Source organism: Arthrobacter nitrophenolicus (genome assembly GCF_045833485.1).
Lineage (GTDB): Bacteria > Actinomycetota > Actinomycetes > Actinomycetales > Micrococcaceae > Arthrobacter > Arthrobacter nitrophenolicus.
Genome location: NZ_CP174504.1, coordinates 4,148,711 through 4,165,201 on the forward strand (window position 1 = coordinate 4,148,711; position 16,491 = coordinate 4,165,201).

Consider the following 16,491-nt stretch of genomic DNA (forward strand, 5'->3'; position numbering starts at 1 on the left):
GTCAGGGAGCGGCGGGTACGTTCCGGAACACGTCCGGATAGTTGTCAAGCGTTGTTATCCGGTTCAGCGGCCACGCAATGACTGCCGCCTTGCCTTCGAGGTCGTCAAGGTCGATGAAACCGCCGTCGGAGTCCATGTGCGCCCTCGAATCGGCGGAATGGTTCCGGTTGTCGCCCATCACCCACACCTTTCCTTCGGGAACCACAACGTCGAAGTTCCGGACCTGCGGGACCTCGGCGGGGTTGACGTAGGGCTCGTCCACGGCAGAGCCGTTAATGGTCAGTTTACCGCCGGCATCGCAGCAGACCACGTGGTCGCCGGGCAGCCCGATGACCCTTTTGACCAGGTGCTGCTCGGAATTGTCCGGGAGCAGCCCAACGAACGTCAGCCCGTCCTGCACCCAGGTGAAAGGGCCGTCCGCTTTCTCTTCGACCGGCGGGAGCCAGCCCTTGGTATCGCGGAAGACCACAATGTCTCCGCGGCTGAGCGAGAAGGGCTCCGGCACCAGGAGGTTGACGAAGATGCGGTCGTCGACGTCCAGGGTGTTCACCATGGACTCGGACGGAATGAAGAACGCCCGGAAAAGGAAAGTCTTGATGAGGAAGGACAGCACGACGGCGATCACCACCACCGTGGCGACCTCCTTCAGCCATGCGAACACCGGGCTGCCGGCGGGCTTTGCGGCTGCCTTCGCGGCGGACCGGCTTTCCGCCGGCGCCGGGTCAGGCGCTTCCGGGCCGGGGACGGGCCCGCCGGCGGTCTGGCCTGCCGGAGTCTCAGAGGCGCCGTCGGGGCGCGGTTCCGGTGTCCGCGCGTGATTCTCGGGCATCTACTGTCCGTTCTCTGTTATTGGTTCCGCCGCGTACGGGCGGGGTACTGGAGCAAATCTATCAAGGGGCCAGATGATCTGGACGGGACGCCCGACGACGCGTTCCATCGGCACCATGCCGCCGCCGGGGGCGCCCAGCAGGCTCCGGGAATCGGCGGACAGCGAACGGTGGTCACCCATGAGCCACAGCCGCCCCTCCGGGATCACCGCGGTGAATTTCTGCGTGCTGGGGGCGTCGCCGCTGAAGAGGTAGGGCTCGTCCAGCGCCCCGCCATTAACCGTAATCTTTCCCGCCGCGTCGCAGCAGGCCACGGTGTCGCCGGGGAGACCGATGACGCGTTTGACATAGGTGGTGTCGCTGCCGGTGAGTCCAAGCCACTGGGCGACGCCTGAGGCCGCATCCACGACGGGGCCCCTGCCGCTGTTGAGCGGTGCGAACGTACCCCTGCCGTCGAACACCACGATGTCGCCCCGGCGGATGGGTTCTGCCTGGAAGTCGGTCCGGGACACCAGGATCCGGTCCCCGCCTTCCAGCAGGGGTTCCATGGACTCGGACGGAATGAAGTAGACGTCGAGCCACAGTGACCGGACCACCCCGCTGACGGCCACGGCAAGGAGCAGTGCCAGGAACGCAAAACGCCAGCCCATTCTTGTGGGCTGGCGTTTTGTCTGGTCCATGGTCCGTATCCTGGCGCTGGTGCTGATTGGCTCCGGCGCTGGCCGGATACGGCTGCGGCCCAGCCTGCGTATGTCCGAAAAGGACTTACTTGGCGGTGCTGAAGTCGCGCTTTTCCTTGATCTTCGCAGCCTTACCGCGCAGTGCACGCATGTAGTAAAGCTTGGCGCGGCGAACGTCGCCCTTGGTGACAACCTCGATCTTTTCGATGATCGGGGAGTGTACCGGGAAGGTACGCTCAACGCCGACACCGAAGGAGACCTTGCGGACCGTGAAGGTCTCGCGGACGCCGTCACCCTGGCGGCCCAGGACGAAGCCCTGGAACACCTGGACGCGGGAGTTCTTGCCTTCGATGATGTTCACGTGAACCTTGAGGGTGTCACCCGCGCGGAATTCGGGAACATCGGTGCGCAGCGAAGCTGCGTCTACGGAATCGAGAATATGCATGATTGCACTCCTGGTGAACGCCACAGGTCATTCACTTTGGGTCACGGCAGCAGGGCACGGCGCAGGTAGCGCCGGAAATGCTGCCGAAAGCTAAGTAGTCCGGCCACCCCAATTGTTGACGGGGCCGGTTGTCAGGCTGTTGGCTTCGCTCCCCCTGTGGCAGGCGCTGGCCCAGCAGACACAAGGACTAATTTTGCCACAGCAGCGCCATTACAGCCAATCCGCCCACAGTCCGGGCGGACGGGGCGGCATCGTCAGTCGCGTGCTTCTTCCGCCGCCCCGGCGCGGCGGACCAGCTTCCCGTCGACGACGTCGTACCCCAGGTCCTGCAGTTCGGTGCGGTCGGCACGTGGCAGCTTGCCGGCGTCGAACCCTTCGAGGAGGTCCGGGCGGCGCTGGGCAGTCCGGCGGAACTGTTCGTGCCGCCGCCACTGCGCAATCCTGCCATGGTTGCCGCTCAGCAGCACCGCCGGCACTTCCCGGTCCCGCCAGACTGAGGGCTTGGTGTAGACGGGGTATTCCAGGAGCCCGTCCGAGTGGGACTCCTCGACCAGGGATTCCGGGTTGCCCACCACGCCGGGCAGCAACCGGCCGATGGCCTCGACCATCGCCAGGACAGCCACCTCCCCGCCGTTCAGGACGTAGTCTCCGAGGCTGACGGGCCGGACGTCGAAGTGGTCCCGGGACCAGTCAATGACGCGTTCGTCGATGCCCTCATAGCGCCCGCATGCGAAGGCCAGGTGCTTTTCCTCGGCCAGTTCGTAGGCAAGGGCCTGCGTAAACCGCTCCCCCGCCGGTGACGGGACGATGAGGACCGGTTTGCCGGCACCCTCCGGACGGTCTCCGGCGATGGCCGCAAGCGCCTGCGCCCAGGGCTCGGGCTTCATCACCATGCCGGCGCCGCCGCCGTAGGGAGTGTCATCCACCGTCCGGTGCCTGTCGGTGGTGAAAGCGCGCAGGTCATGGACCCGAAGATCCAGCAGGCCGTCCTGCCGGGCCTTTCCGATCAGCGAAAGTTCCAGCGGTGCCAGGTACTCCGGAAAAATTGTGACGACGTCGATCCGCATCTACGCTTTGCCTTCCTCACCGGATGCGGCGGCGTCTTCCGAATTCAGCTCGAAGAGGCCGTCCGGCGGGGTGAGGAGGATGTACCCCTCCCCGATGTTCACTTCCGGGACGATCTGCTCCACAAACGGGACCAGGATTTCCCCGCCTTCCGGGGTGGTGACCATCAGCAGGTCCTGGGCCGGGGCCGTGTTGAGGGCGGTGACTTTGCCCACCACCTGGTCGCCCACGCGGGCTTCGAGGCCCACGAGTTCATGCTCGTACCAGCCCTCGTCGTCATCCTCGTCCAGGTCCGCCGTTTCGATGAAGAGCTTGGCTCCACGCAGCGTCTCTGCCTGGTTGCGGTCGGCTATTTCTTCGAATCCCAACAGGAGGATGTCCTTGTTCCAGCGTGCGCTGCTCACCGTCAGCGGGCCGGAGGACGCGGGCTCAACCACGAACTCGGTGCCGGGGATAAAGCGGTCCTCAGGAGCGTCTGTCAGGACCTGGACCGTGACTTCCCCGCGGATGCCGTGGGGTTTGCCGATGCGGGCCACCTGAAGCTGCATGTCTTCCTCTGTTCGGGTCGGTAAAGCGGGTGTTCTGGAAAAGACTCCGGCCCCTCCACCTGCTGGTGGAGGGGCCGGAGCAAAAAACTGGTGTTGCCGTGCGCTCAGCGGCGGCGGTCGGTGTCGACGACGTCGACCCTGACCGGTTCGCCGCCGGCCAGTGCTGCGACGACGGTGCGCAGTGCGCGTGCCGTGCGGCCCTGGCGGCCGATCACCCGTCCGAGGTCATCCTGGTGAACACGCACCTCGAGGGTGTCCCCGCGGCGGTTGCTCTTCGAGCTGACCTTGACGTCGTCCGGGGAATCAACGATCCCGCGGACCAGGTGCTCCAGCGCGTCTGCCAGCAATTTACTCAGCCTCGGTGGTCTCTGCTTCGGCTTCGGCCGGGGCTTCTGCTGCGTCAGACTTGGAGGCCTTCTTGGTGATGGCTTCCGGGATGATCACGGAACCCTTTTCCGGGGCAACGAAGGCTTCCTTCTCAGACTTGGTCTTGAGGGTGCCTTCCTGGCCCGGCAGGCCCTTGAACTTCTGCCAGTCACCGGTGATCTTCAGGATCGCGGCAACCTGCTCGGACGGCTGGGCGCCGACGGACAGCCAGTACTGCGCACGCTCGGAGTTGACCTCGATGTACGAGGGCTCTTCGGTGGGGTGGTACTTGCCGATTTCCTCGATGGCGCGGCCGTCACGCTTGGTGCGTGAGTCCGCGACGACGATGCGGTAGTACGGGGCGCGCATCTTGCCGAGGCGCTTAAGGCGAATCTTTACGGCCACTTTTGTGGTCACTCCTGTTTCAGAAAAAGGGGGTGAGCCCGGTTTTCTGCACCCGTGGGGCGGGCCGTACTTGCGGGTTCGAAGGACAGGATCCGGACGCGGAGAGAGGGGCCACGCAGATCGAGTACCTGTTTATTGTGCCAGATGAGCGCCGCGATTTCGACTTGGCGCGGCGCAGGCCCTGGAAGGGCCGGCATTAAGCGCGCTCCAGGACAGGTTGCGCCAAACGCTTACGCGGACCAGACGTACAGCCCTGTCCGTTCTGAATCGTCCACGTCACCGGCCAGTTCGGCCAGCTGCTGGACGTACACACGGGCCTGGGCAGCGCCGAATGGCATGTCCTCCTGCGCCGCCCACTGTTCGGCGACGTCGTCCAGGACATTGCCTTCGCCCTCGGTTTCGTAGGTCAGCAGGTCGGCCAGCGCCCGGACCATGGCAGGGGGTACGGCAAGCAGCGAATCGCTGGTGACATCGACCATCGTCAGCTCGTAGTCGGCTCCCCCGGCGTGCACGGCCGTGCCGGCCAGGTCGCCGAGCTGTTCCACCTCATAGTCCGTGATGTCCGGAATGCGGACGCCCTGGCCGGCGGGGGCTCCCCCGCCTGCGTCCAGGAGACCGGCGCGCTTGAGAGCTGCATCATGGGTGGCGACAAAGATCTCGGTGAAGCCCATTGGGGTAACCTTCCGTCGAAAGTGCGGCGGACGGGGCGGTCACCCGCACCGGCCTTTCGGTTTCAGCCTAGTACGGGGGCGCCGGGGTCAGCGTACTGCCACCCGGATGTTGTTGCGCCACGGGTCCTCGAACAGCAACTCCGCCCCGGTGTGGCTGGACGGTATTCCGGAGACCTTCAGGCGGTCAGCCAGCGCGCCGACGTCGTCACCCGCGGGCACTTCGATGAGGACCTCGCCAAGGCCCAGCGTGTCCTTCCGGGGGCCGGCGCCGCGGCTGTTCCAGACGTTCATGGCCATGTGGTGGTGGTACCGGCCCGCTGAGACGAAGAGGGCCTGCCCGTGCCACCCCGCGGTCTTCTCGAAGCCGAGGATGCCAACGTAGAAGTCGCGGGCGGACTGCACGTCGCCCACCTGGAGGTGGACGTGGCCGACGCCGGCCGCGGTGGTGTGCTGTCCTTCCAGGGATTCCTCCGTGAGGTGCTGCTCAAGGTAGCGCTGCGGCGGCAGCGCCAGGCTGTCCATCACCACGTCCGTCCCGTTCCAGGACCAGTTGCTGCGCGGCCGGTCCCAGTACAGCTCGATGCCGTTGCCTTCGGGGTCGGTGAAATAGAAGGCCTCGCTGACAAGGTGGTCCGCGCTGCCGGTGAACGAGTGCGGGTTGAAGCGTGCGGCGGTGGCGACGGTTGCGGCGAGGGAGGCCTGGTCCTCGAACAGCAGCGCAGTGTGGAAGAGGCCCGCCTCCCCCCTGCCCGGAAGGTTCAGCCCCGGCGCGGGCGCCAGGTGGACAAGCGGCTTCCGGAGGCGGCCGAGGTAGAGGCCGCCGTCCTGCTCGGCAACAACGTCGAGGCCGAGGGCGCGCTGGTAGTAGTCGGTCATGACCTTCATGTCACCGACCTTGAGCATCACGGTGCCCATGGTGAGGTCGGCAGGAAGAAGGTCCTGGCTGGTGGCTTCTGCGGTCATTGAATGCTCCCTGTACTGGCGGCCGCACGGAGGACACGGCCTGTCACAGTTAAAATTACTTGAAGCTTCAATTTATTCCAAGAGCCTTCTTATGGCCCTGAGATGATGCGGCCTCCCAGCACCACGTGGGAAAGGTCCCGGACGGCCTCCGGGCGGGTACGCGGATCCTTTCGGCAGACAACCACGTCGGCACGCGCCCCCTCAGCCACGCCGTCCGCTCCGAGCCACTCCCGTGCCGACCAGCAGGCGGCGTCCAGCGCAGCCGCCATGGGCAGGCCTGCCTGGTGCAGGGCAAGGATCTCGTCGGCGATCCGCCCGTGCCTGATGACGCTGCCGGCGTCCGTCCCTGCGAAAATCCTCACGCCGGCGTCGTAGGCCTCACCCACGCGCTCCAGGCGCCGCTCCCACAGGGCCATCATGTGCGCCGCGTAGCGCGGGAATTTGTGCCGTGCCTGCGCAGCGATATCGGGGAACGTGGCGATGTTGACCAGGGTGGGGACGATCGGCACGCCCTGTTCCGCAAACCGGGGAAGATGCCGGGGCAGGAGGCCGGTGGCGTGCTCGATGCAGTCGATGCCCGCATCCAGCATCTGGTCGAGGGTGTCTTCGGCGAAGCAATGGGCAGTCACCCGGGCGCCTTCGTCATGGGCGGCCCGGACAGCATCCCGGACGACGGCGGCAGGAAACGAGGGTGCCAGGTCCCCGGCCCCGCGGTCGATCCAGTCCCCGACGAGCTTGACCCAGCCGTCGCCGTCGCGGGCCTGTTTGCGCACGGCCTCCACGAGGTGCTCCGGTTCCACCTCGTCAGCGAAGCCGCGGAGGTAGCGGCGTGTGCGGGCCACATGGCGCCCGGCCCGGATCAGCACCGGGAAGTCCCGGCCGCCCTGCATCCACCGGGTGTCAGCCGGCGAGCCGGCGTCACGCACCAGCAGCGTGCCGGCAGCCAGGTCCGCACGGGCCTGGTCCGCCGCGGCAGCGGAGTCCACCGGACCCTCCGGCCCCAGCCCGATGTGGCAGTGCGCATCCACCAGGCCGGGCAGCACCCAGCCGTCCAGCACCCGGCCCGGAGCCTGCTGCGGGCGGACAAATGTCAGCGCCCCGTCCACGGACCACAGGCCGCGGTGTTCGCTGGCCGGCCCGGTCAGCACAGGGCCGCTGAATTCTATGATTTCCGGCATCGGATCCCCTTTTTCGTCGCCAGTCAGGCTAACACCGGCAGTTGTGACAAGGATCGGCGGACCGGCTGTGGTAGCTTCGTTCCTGACCACACGGGTGCCCCTGCAGGGGCTGAGATCGGGCTGAGGCAGCCTGCGACCGTCGAACCTGTCCGGGTAATGCCGGCGAAGGAAGTGAGTATTCCTTGAGTACACCAAATGAACAGCTGAGCCCTGCCCAAAACCAGTCCGGGAACGTGCTGCCGGAGGGGAAACCAGCAACTGCCACCCGGTCCCTGGCGTCGCATGCGCTGGCCTTCATCGACGATGGATCGGGCATCCGGGTTCCCGTAACGGAAATCTCCCTGGAACCGTCCCCCAACGGAGACGCGAACCCGCCTTTCCGCACCTACCGGACTGCCGGGCCAGGCAGTGATCCGGTGAGGGGGCTGCCGCCCTTCCGGGCAGCATGGATCGCCGGGCGGGGAGATACCGAGGCGTACAGCGGCAGGGGCAGGAACCTGCTCGACGACGGCCGCTCGGCCGTCCGCCGCGGCGCCGCGTCAGCCGAGTGGAAGGGCGCGCAGCCGGTGCCCCGCCGCGCCGTCGGGGGCCGGACGGTAACCCAGATGCACTACGCCCGGCAGGGCATCATCACCCCCGAAATGCGCTTCGTGGCACTGCGCGAAAACTGCGACGTGGAGCTGGTCCGCAGTGAACTGGCGGCGGGCCGCGCCATCATTCCCAGCAACATCAACCACCCTGAGTCGGAGCCGATGATCATCGGCAAGGCGTTCCTGGTGAAGATCAACGCCAACATCGGCAACTCCGCGGTCACCAGTTCCATCGCGGAAGAGGTGGACAAGCTGCAGTGGGCCACGCAGTGGGGCGCGGACACCGTGATGGACCTCTCCACCGGTGATGACATCCACACCACGCGCGAATGGATCATCCGCAACTCCCCCGTACCGATCGGTACCGTGCCCATCTACCAGGCGCTGGAGAAGGTCAACGGCGAAGCCAACAAGCTGACCTGGGAGATCTTCCGCGACACCGTCATTGAGCAGTGCGAACAGGGCGTGGACTACATGACGGTGCACGCCGGCGTCCTCCTGCGCTACGTGCCGCTGACTGCAAACCGGGTCACGGGCATCGTGTCGCGCGGCGGCTCCATCATGGCCGGCTGGTGCCTGGCGCACCACCAGGAGAATTTCCTGTACACACACTTCGATGAGCTGTGTGAGATCTTCGCCAGGTACGACGTCGCGTTTTCGCTTGGCGACGGTCTGCGGCCGGGTGCCACGGCCGACGCGAACGACGCCGCCCAGTTTGCCGAACTGGACACGCTGGCCGAGCTCACCCTGCGCGCCTGGGAGTACGACGTCCAGGTGATGGTGGAAGGTCCCGGGCACATCCCCTTCCACCTGGTCCGTGAAAACGTGGAGCGCCAGCAGGAGCTGTGCAAGGGTGCGCCCTTCTACACCCTCGGTCCCCTGGTTACCGACGTGGCACCCGGCTACGACCACATCACCTCAGCCATCGGCGCCACGGAAATCGCCCGTTACGGCACCGCGATGCTCTGCTACGTGACACCGAAGGAACACCTGGGCCTGCCCAACAAGGACGACGTCAAGACGGGGGTCATCACCTACAAGATTGCAGCGCACGCTGCGGACCTGGCGAAGGGCCACCCCGGCGCGCACGAACGCGATGACGCCCTGTCCAAGGCGCGCTTCGAATTCCGGTGGCGCGACCAGTTCGCCCTGTCACTGGATCCGGTGACCGCCGAGGCCTTCCATGACGAGACGCTTCCCGCGGAGCCGGCCAAAACGGCACACTTCTGCTCCATGTGCGGGCCCAAGTTCTGCTCCATGCGGATCAGCCAGGACATCCGGGACGAATACGGGTCCGCGGAGGCGCAGGCAGCCCTGGCGGACCGGGCAACCGGCATGCGGGAGAAGAGCCAGGAATTCCTGGCGTCGGGCGGCAAGGTCTACCTGCCGGAGCCGCGGCTGCCCGAGGCGGTCTCCCCGTAGAAACCTTCCCCTTCGTCCGGCTGGCAATTGGGGGCCGGCCGGACGGAGGGGAAGCCCGGGCGCTCCGTCAGGAGGCGCGGGCGGACCGGGCCCTGCCGACGTCGCTGATAAAGGAGCGGACGGCCCGGTCCCCGTCGGGGGAATCATGCGGCCGGTGCCCGCCGGCAGCAGTGCGGTGCACGGCTCCGGTTTCGCGGAGGTAGCCGGCAATTTCCTCGTACAGCGGTTCCCATCCACCGGTCAGGACCAGGGTAGGGACCCCGGGAACGATGTGCAGCGGCGCCTCCCAGGAGGGCGCCTGCAGCCGCAGGCGCCGGGCGGACCGCTTCTCCTCCGCGGTGGCCGGTTCCTGCAGGTCTGTGGCATAGACCCGCCGCACGAATTCGCGCTGGAAGTCTTCGTCGCTGAGCTGGTGCCGCACCTCGAACAACGGCTTCATGAGGCTGATGTGCGCCGCCGTGGCCGGCAGTTCCGCCGTCAGCGACAGGCATGCCGGTTCCACGAGGGTCAGGGAATAGACGAGATCCGGCCGTTCCACGGCAGCCATCATGGCGGCGATGGCGCCTTGGGCGTGAGCAACGATGTGGCCGCCGGCGGCGCCGCGCCCGTCATCTGCCAGCGACCTCAACACGATGGCGGTATCCGCGGCGAACGAGGATTCCACAGGTTCGGCGACGGGATCGAAGCCGTGGCGGCGCAGGAACAGGGCATCGTAGGACAGCGCCATGCCGTGCTGGCGCGGCCATGCTGCGGCACCGTAACTTCCGGCGCCGTGCACGAACACTACCCTCTGCTTGAACATGTCCCAACCCTATTCCACGGCACCGACTTCCCCGGGAGCCGCCCGGGGCGGCCAACAGCCGATGCCCGGCGGGCGTGCCGCGGAAGCATCCCCTGCCGGCCAGCCGGTGGAGGCTGCTACTTGCCGAGGAACTTGTCAAAGCCCTTGGGCAGGTTCAGCTGGGACGGGTCGAAGTCGCCGGACTGCTGGCCGAAGGCTGCACCGGTCGGGAGCGCCTTGGCGGCGTTGGCCCGGCGGGCCTCGGCGTCCTTCCGCTCCTGGGCTGCCTTGGCCGGGTTGCCGGACTTTGCCTTCTTCTTAGGTGCGTTCTTGGCGTTCTTCCGCGCCCCGCCGCCGGCACCGGGAAGGCCCGGCATGCCCGGCATTCCCGGCATGCCGCCCTGCGCCATTTTCTTCATCATCTTCTGGGCCTGGGCAAAGCGCTCCAGCAGGCCGTTGACCTCGGAGACGTGGACACCGGAACCGCGGGCGATGCGGGCGCGGCGCGAGCCGTTGATGATCTTGGGAGCCAGGCGCTCATGCGGCGTCATGGAGCGGACGATCGCTTCCACGCGGTCGATCTCGCGCTCGTCGAACTGCTCCAGCTGCTGGCGGATGTTCTGGGCACCCGGCATCATCATGAGCATTTTCTTCATCGATCCCATGTTGCGGATCTGCTGCATCTGGGCGAGGAAGTCCTCCAGGGTGAAGTCCTCCTGGTCAGCGAATTTCTTCGCCATCCGGGCGGCTTCTTCCTTGTCCCAGGACTTCTCGGCCTGCTCGATGAGCGTGAGGACATCGCCCATGTCCAGGATGCGCGAGGCCATCCGGTCCGGGTGGAACAGCTCGAAGTCGTCCAGACCTTCACCCGTGGAGGCGAACATGACCGGCTTGCCGGTGACCGACGCGACGGAAAGCGCGGCACCGCCGCGGGCGTCGCCGTCGAGCTTGGACAGGACGATGCCGGTGAAGTTCACGCCCTCATCGAAGGCCAGTGCCGTGTTCACGGCGTCCTGGCCGATCATGGAGTCGATGACGAACAGCACTTCGTTCGGCACGATGGCCCGGCGGATCTGGCGCGCCTGCTCCATCATGTCGGCGTCGACGCCCAGCCGGCCGGCGGTGTCCACGATGACGACGTCGTGCAGCTTCTGGCGGGCTTCCTCGACGCCGGCGCGGGCCACGGCCACGGGATCGCCCGCGGGCTGGTCGAGCTCAGTGGAGGTGGCGCCCGGGTGCGGAGCGAAGACGGGCACCTTGGCCCGCTCGCCCACCACCTGGAGCTGGGTGACGGCGTTGGGGCGCTGGAGGTCGCAGGCCACCAGCATGGGGCTGTGCCCCTGGGCCTTGAGCCACTTGGAGAGCTTGCCCGCGAGTGTGGTCTTACCGGCACCCTGGAGGCCCGCCAGCATGATGACGGTGGGGCCGCTCTTGGCGAGGCGGATGCGCCGGGTTTCGCCGCCGAGGATTTCGACAAGTTCCTCGTTGACGATCTTGACGATCTGCTGGCTCGGGTTCAGCGCTGCCGACACCTCGGCGCCGAATGCGCGTTCGCGGACCCTGCCGGTGAATTCACGCACCACGGGAACGGCAACGTCCGCGTCCAGGAGGGCACGGCGGATCTCACGGACTGTGGCATCGACGTCGGCCTCAGTGAGGCGGCCCTTGCCGCGGAGATTTTTGAAGGTTGCTGTCAACCGGTCAGACAGAGAATTGAACACGCGCCGCGCACTTCTTTCAGGAGATGATCGGGACTCGACTATCTAGGGTACCAAGTCGGGCCCGCCAGATGGCATGCTGGCAAAATGACGAGCCAAACAACTGTAAAAACCCTGCTCATCCTCGGCGCTTCTGGGGATCTGACCGGCCGGCTGCTCCTTCCCGGCCTGGCGCGCCTGGTGGCACGGGGACGCGCGGGCGGGCTCCGGCTCGTCGGGGCGGGGTCGGACCCCTGGACCCCGGAGCAGTGGCGGGAACGCGTGCAGTCCTCATTCACGGCAGCCGCCGAGGCTGCCGGCGCGGACGGCAGGGATGCGCTGAAGGCGCTGGAGAAGGAGACCGTCTACCACCAGCTGGATGTCACCGGCGCAGGGTCCCTGGCGTCGCTGCTGAACAGCCTTGAGGGACCGGTGGCAGTGTACTTCGCGCTCCCCCCGAAGATCAGCCAGCTTGCCTGCGAAGCACTGCGGCCGGAGGATGTCCCGCCCGGGACCCGGCTGGTGATGGAGAAGCCGTTCGGTTCAAGCGAGGAATCAGCGCGCTCCCTCAACCGGACGCTGGTGCGGCTCGTCCCCGAGGACCACGTCCACCGGGTGGACCATTTCCTCGGCAAGGCCACCGTGCTAAACATCCTGGGGCTGCGCTTCGCGAACAACTTCCTGGAGCCGGTCTGGAACCGGCACCACGTCGAAAAGGTGGAAATCATCTTCGACGAGGACCTCGCCCTGGAAGGACGCGCCCGCTATTACGACGGCGCCGGCGCCCTCCGGGACATGATCCAGAGCCACCTCCTGCAGATCATGGCGCTGCTGGCCATCGAACCTCCCGCCACCATCCGCGAGCGCGACCTGCGGGACGCCATCTCCGCCGTACTGCGCGCCAGCAGCGTCAACACCCCGTTGGCCGCCTGCACCCGGCGGGCACGCTACACAGCCGGGACGGCAGCGGGGAAGAATGTCCCCGACTATGCCAGGGAAGACGGCGTGGACCCGAAGCGCGGAACCGAGACCCTCGCCGAGATCGAGGTCGGAATCGACAACTGGCGGTGGAAGGGCGTCCCCTTCATCCTCCGTTCGGGCAAGGCCCTCGGCGCCAAACGCAAGGAGGCAATTGTCACGTTCCGGCCGGTGCCGCACCTTCCCGCGGGCTTCACGGGTGTTGACTCCCCCAACCAGCTGCGGATCGGTTTCGGTCCCGACACCCTGCAGTTCGACGTGGACGTGAACGGTCCGGGCGATATTTTCAGCCTCAGCCGCGCGACTCTCGAAACCGAACTCAGTGCGTCGGACCTGCTTCCCTATGGGGAAGTCCTCGAAGGGGTGCTGGCGGGCGATCCGCTGCTCTCGGTCCGGGGCGACACGGCAGAGGAATGCTGGCGGATCGTTGAGCCTGTGCTCACGGCGTGGCAGCAGGACGCGGTGCTGCTTGAGGAGTACGACGCCGGCTCGGCCGGTCCCGCAGCGTGGCCCACCACCGGACGGCGCGGGTAGGCCGCACGCCGTCCTGGGCCTGCCCCTGCCTGCTTCCCGGCACCGGCACCGGCGCAGCGGCTTACGGGGTACAGCAGCTTTCCGGGACAGCAAAAGCGGGCGGGATACCTTCCGGTATCCCGCCCGTTTTTCTCTGCCTGCTGACTGCCCTGCCTAGATTGCGGCTACTCCGCGTTCGCCGGTCCGGACCCGGACGGCTTCAAAGACGTCCACTGTCCAGACCTTGCCGTCCCCGGCGCGGCCGGTGTTGGAGCTGGCGATGATCACGTCCAGGATGTCGTCCGCCTGCTCATCCGTGGCCAGCACCTCCACCCGGATCTTGGGCAGGAGATCCACGTTGTATTCCGCTCCGCGGTAGACCTCCGTGTAGCCGCGCTGCCGGCCGTAACCGCTGGCCGCGCTGACCGTCAGGCCCTGTACGCCGTAGGCTTCCAGTCCTTCCCGGATTGTTTCGAGCTTTTCCGGCCTGACGATTGCAGTGATCAGTTTCATGCCCCCACGCTTTCCTTACCTGTTGCTGATTCGTTCTGCTGTGCAGCCTTCGCCGGCTGCGCAGCGGAGTCCTGCTGGCCCTTGCCCGTAATCATGTCGTGCAGCGGCTGGAAGGAGCCGCCGTGGCCGCCCACACCGAACTCGTATGCCGTTTCGGCGTGCAGGCTCAGGTCCACGCCCACGGTTTCCTGTTCCTGGGAGACCCGGAAGCCCATGGTCTTGTGGATGGCAAGGGCGATGATGAGCGTCAGGATTGCCGAGTAGGCGATGGCGATGCCGGCCGCTGCGAGCTGGGCCCACATCTGGGCCATGCCGCCGCCGTAGAAGAGGCCGCCGCCCACGCCGTCGGTGGGGAGGGCGATGAAGCCCAGGGCCACCGTGCCGATGATGCCGGACACAAGGTGCACGCCGACGACGTCGAGCGAGTCATCGAAGCCCCAGCGGAACTTGAGGCCGACTGCGAGGGCGGAAGCCACACCTGCCACGACGCCGAGGCCGAGGGCACCCACCGGGCTGACGTTGGCGCAGGCCGGGGTGATGGCAACCAGGCCGGCAACCACGCCGGAGGCGGCACCGAGTGACGTGGGGTGTCCGTCGCGGATGCGCTCGGTAACAAGCCAGCCGAGCATCGCGGCGGCGGGAGCGGCGAGGGTGTTGACCCAGATGAGGCCGCCCTGTTCTGCGGAAGAGGCGAGGCCGCCGTTGAAGCCGAACCAGCCGAACCACAGGATGGCAGCGCCGAGCATGACGAACGGGATGTTGTGCGGGCGGTGGTTGGGGTCCTTGCCGAAGCCCTTGCGGTTGCCGATGATGAGGACCAGGATCAGGGCCGCCACGCCGGCGTTGATGTGGACGACAGTGCCGCCTGCGAAGTCGATGGCCGGGCCGAGCGCCTGGCCGATGGCGCCTTCCTCACCGAAGAGGCCGCCGCCCCACACCATGTAGGCAAGGGGGCAGTACACCAGGGTGACCCAGACGGGCACGAAGACGCTCCATGCGCCGAACTTGGCGCGGTCGGCGATTGCGCCGCTGATCAGGGCCACGGTGATAATGGCGAAGGTTGCCCCGTAGCCCACCAGGATGAGGCCGTCCGGCGAATCCGCCGTGTTGACTCCCTCGAGGCCGAAGCTCGCGAACGGGTTCCCGACGATCTGCAGGAAGCCGTCACCGCCCGTCATGGAGTAGCCCCACAGTACCCACACAACACTCACGATGCCGATGGAGATGAAGCTCATCATCATCATGTTCAGTGCTGCCTTGGCACGGGTCATGCCGCCGTAGAAAAATGCCAGACCTGGTGTCATGAGCAGCACGAGCGCTGCCGCCACCATGAGCCATACGTGACCTGCGGTAAGTTCCATGGTGCACGTCCTCTCTCATCCGAATGTTGCGGAGTCTTCCGCCTGCCAACGCCTTTTGCGTCCTGTAAAAAGTGTGTCGGCGGCGTGTTTCGCCCGGAGAGGATTTAGATTGCCGGTCTGTTACAAGAACCTCTAGGAAGTAAATGGTGCATATCCGGGTTGTTACGGTTGTGTTTCACTACCCCAGCCGCACCCCCGCAACCCACTGTGCAAGGAACTTCGCTTCATGACTGCAGCACCCCGCGTGAGCGGCGCCACATCAAGGATTTTGGCCCGCCTTCGGCCACGGCGGGACAAGCTCCCGCGCGATATCAAGGTGATGCTGGTTGCGGCGTTCCTGATTGCCCTCGGATTCGGGCTTGTTGCGCCCGTATTGCCGCAATTCGCCACAACCTTCGGGGTAGGAAACACCGAGGCTGCGGTGATCGTTGCCATCTTCGCCTTCATGCGGCTGATCTTTGCGCCGGCGGGCGGCACGCTGATCGGCCGGCTGGGTGAGCGGCCGGTCTATGTCGCGGGGCTGCTGATCGTGGCGGCCTCCACGGCAGCCTGCGCCTTCGCCGGGAACTATTGGCAGTTGCTGCTCTTCCGCGGGCTGGGCGGTGCCGGGTCGGTGATGTTCACCGTCGCCTCCATGGCGCTGGTGGTGCGCTTGGCCCCGCCGGAGAGCCGGGGCCGGGTATCCGGGGCCTACGCGTCCGCGTTCCTGGTCGGCAATGTGTGTGGACCCATCGTGGGCGGCCTGCTGGCCGGGTTCGGCCTCCGCATTCCGTTCCTGGCCTATGCCGCCGCCCTGGTGGTGGCCGCCGTCGTGGTCCAAACCCAGCTGAGCCACCAGCGCCGCGGGTCAACTGAGGGGCGGACGAAGGCCCCCGACATGCCGTTCGGCGAAGCCCTGGCAACCGGGGCCTACCGGTCGGCGCTGTTCTCCAGCTTCGCCAACGGATGGGCGACGTTTGGAGTCCGGATGGCCACGGTTCCACTCTTTGCGGCTGCTGCCTTTGGTTCCGGACCGGAAGCTGCGGGCATTGCCCTGGCAGTCTTCGCCGGTGGAAATGCGCTGGCCCTGACCGTCTCGGGGCGGCTGGCCGACACGCTGGGACGGAAGCCGATGATGATCTGGGGCCTGCTGGTGGCGGGGCTGGCTACTGCGGGCATCGGCTTCACCCAGGACCTGTGGTGGTTCCTGGCCGCCTCGGCGCTGGCCGGAATCGGGTCGGGGCTGTTCGGCCCCGCGCAGCAGGCTGCCGTTGCGGACGTGATCGGCAACGGACGGTCCGGCGGCAAGGTACTTGCGGTCTACCAGATGGTGTCCGACGTCGGCGCGATCGCGGGGCCGGTCCTGGCCGGCGTCCTGGCTGACCGGCTCGGCTTCGGCTGGGCTTTCGGCGTAACCGGCGGCATCATGCTGGTGGCGGCCTGCACGTGGCTGGCCACGCGCGAAACCCTGCGCCAGGCGAAGCCTTAAAAGCCGGGAGCCGGCACCCG

General features: G+C 66.7%; 17 protein-coding genes and 1 riboswitch. Of the genes, 3 read left to right on the plus strand and 14 right to left on the minus strand.

All coding sequences use genetic code 11. The features are described 5' to 3' along the window. Position 1 precedes the first annotated feature (1 nt). From lepB (ACJJV6_RS19210) to ACJJV6_RS19255, 10 genes are all read right to left on the minus strand, one after another. Complete coding sequence (gene lepB / locus ACJJV6_RS19210; RefSeq protein ID WP_133346434.1) at positions 2–829, minus strand: signal peptidase I; 828 nt, start codon at positions 827–829, stop codon at positions 2–4. Further along, a complete protein-coding gene (lepB, locus tag ACJJV6_RS19215; RefSeq protein WP_354176783.1) occupies positions 830–1,507 on the minus strand; it encodes a signal peptidase I in 678 nt (225 codons plus the stop codon). An 85-nt stretch (positions 1,508–1,592) separates the two neighbouring features. Next, positions 1,593–1,952, minus strand: coding sequence for a 50S ribosomal protein L19 (rplS, locus tag ACJJV6_RS19220; RefSeq protein ID WP_009359303.1), 360 nt, complete (start codon positions 1,950–1,952; stop codon positions 1,593–1,595). Between the two features lie 254 nt (positions 1,953–2,206). Then, complete coding sequence (gene trmD, locus ACJJV6_RS19225) at positions 2,207–3,019, minus strand: tRNA (guanosine(37)-N1)-methyltransferase TrmD (RefSeq protein ID WP_354176781.1); 813 nt, start codon at positions 3,017–3,019, stop codon at positions 2,207–2,209. Then, positions 3,020–3,565, minus strand: coding sequence for a ribosome maturation factor RimM (gene rimM, locus ACJJV6_RS19230; protein WP_354176779.1), 546 nt, complete (start codon positions 3,563–3,565; stop codon positions 3,020–3,022). A gap of 104 nt (positions 3,566–3,669) precedes the next feature. Continuing rightward, positions 3,670–3,912 carry an RNA-binding protein gene (locus ACJJV6_RS19235; RefSeq protein WP_009359302.1) on the minus strand — a complete coding sequence of 81 codons (243 nt, stop codon included), beginning with the start codon at positions 3,910–3,912 and terminating at the stop codon, positions 3,670–3,672. A gap of 1 nt (position 3,913) precedes the next feature. Continuing rightward, positions 3,914–4,336, minus strand: a complete 423-nt coding sequence (rpsP, locus tag ACJJV6_RS19240; RefSeq protein ID WP_009359301.1) for a 30S ribosomal protein S16 — start codon at positions 4,334–4,336, stop codon at positions 3,914–3,916. 230 nt (positions 4,337–4,566) lie between these two features. Continuing rightward, positions 4,567–5,007, minus strand: a complete 441-nt coding sequence (locus tag ACJJV6_RS19245; protein ID WP_009359299.1) for a hypothetical protein — start codon at positions 5,005–5,007, stop codon at positions 4,567–4,569. A gap of 87 nt (positions 5,008–5,094) precedes the next feature. Further along, positions 5,095–5,970 carry a VOC family protein gene (locus ACJJV6_RS19250; RefSeq protein WP_009359298.1) on the minus strand — a complete coding sequence of 292 codons (876 nt, stop codon included), beginning with the start codon at positions 5,968–5,970 and terminating at the stop codon, positions 5,095–5,097. A gap of 89 nt (positions 5,971–6,059) precedes the next feature. Continuing rightward, positions 6,060–7,148, minus strand: coding sequence for an amidohydrolase family protein (locus ACJJV6_RS19255; RefSeq protein ID WP_009359297.1), 1,089 nt, complete (start codon positions 7,146–7,148; stop codon positions 6,060–6,062). Between the two features lie 80 nt (positions 7,149–7,228). Next, a riboswitch (TPP riboswitch) is annotated at positions 7,229–7,336 on the plus strand. Between ACJJV6_RS19255 and thiC the strand changes: the two genes are divergently transcribed. Beyond that, entirely contained in the window at positions 7,331–9,160 is a 1,830-nt protein-coding gene (gene thiC / locus ACJJV6_RS19260) for a phosphomethylpyrimidine synthase ThiC (RefSeq protein ID WP_354176776.1), read from the plus strand. (Overlaps the previous riboswitch by 6 nt.) A gap of 67 nt (positions 9,161–9,227) precedes the next feature. Here thiC and ACJJV6_RS19265 read toward each other — a convergent pair whose 3' ends face one another. Continuing rightward, the gene (locus ACJJV6_RS19265) at positions 9,228–9,962 is read right to left on the minus strand and encodes an alpha/beta hydrolase (RefSeq protein ID WP_035751806.1); all 735 of its coding nucleotides are present in this window, start codon (positions 9,960–9,962) and stop codon (positions 9,228–9,230) included. A gap of 116 nt (positions 9,963–10,078) precedes the next feature. Next, the gene (gene ffh, locus ACJJV6_RS19270; protein WP_407709584.1) at positions 10,079–11,662 is read right to left on the minus strand and encodes a signal recognition particle protein; all 1,584 of its coding nucleotides are present in this window, start codon (positions 11,660–11,662) and stop codon (positions 10,079–10,081) included. Between the two features lie 84 nt (positions 11,663–11,746). Between ffh and ACJJV6_RS19275 the strand changes: the two genes are divergently transcribed. After that, entirely contained in the window at positions 11,747–13,150 is a 1,404-nt protein-coding gene (locus ACJJV6_RS19275) for a glucose-6-phosphate dehydrogenase (RefSeq protein WP_133346414.1), read from the plus strand. A 153-nt stretch (positions 13,151–13,303) separates the two neighbouring features. Here ACJJV6_RS19275 and ACJJV6_RS19280 read toward each other — a convergent pair whose 3' ends face one another. Beyond that, positions 13,304–13,642, minus strand: a complete 339-nt coding sequence (locus tag ACJJV6_RS19280) for a P-II family nitrogen regulator (protein ID WP_009356573.1) — start codon at positions 13,640–13,642, stop codon at positions 13,304–13,306. Then, a complete protein-coding gene (locus ACJJV6_RS19285; protein WP_009356572.1) occupies positions 13,639–15,003 on the minus strand; it encodes an ammonium transporter in 1,365 nt (454 codons plus the stop codon). Before ACJJV6_RS19285 ends, ACJJV6_RS19280 begins: the two co-directional genes overlap by 4 nt. 226 nt (positions 15,004–15,229) lie before the next feature. On the opposite strand from ACJJV6_RS19285, the gene ACJJV6_RS19290 reads away from it, so the two are divergent. After that, positions 15,230–16,471: an MFS transporter gene (locus ACJJV6_RS19290; RefSeq protein WP_354176774.1), complete on the plus strand. Its 1,242-nt coding sequence runs from the start codon at positions 15,230–15,232 to the stop codon at positions 16,469–16,471. Positions 16,472–16,491 lie beyond the last annotated feature (20 nt).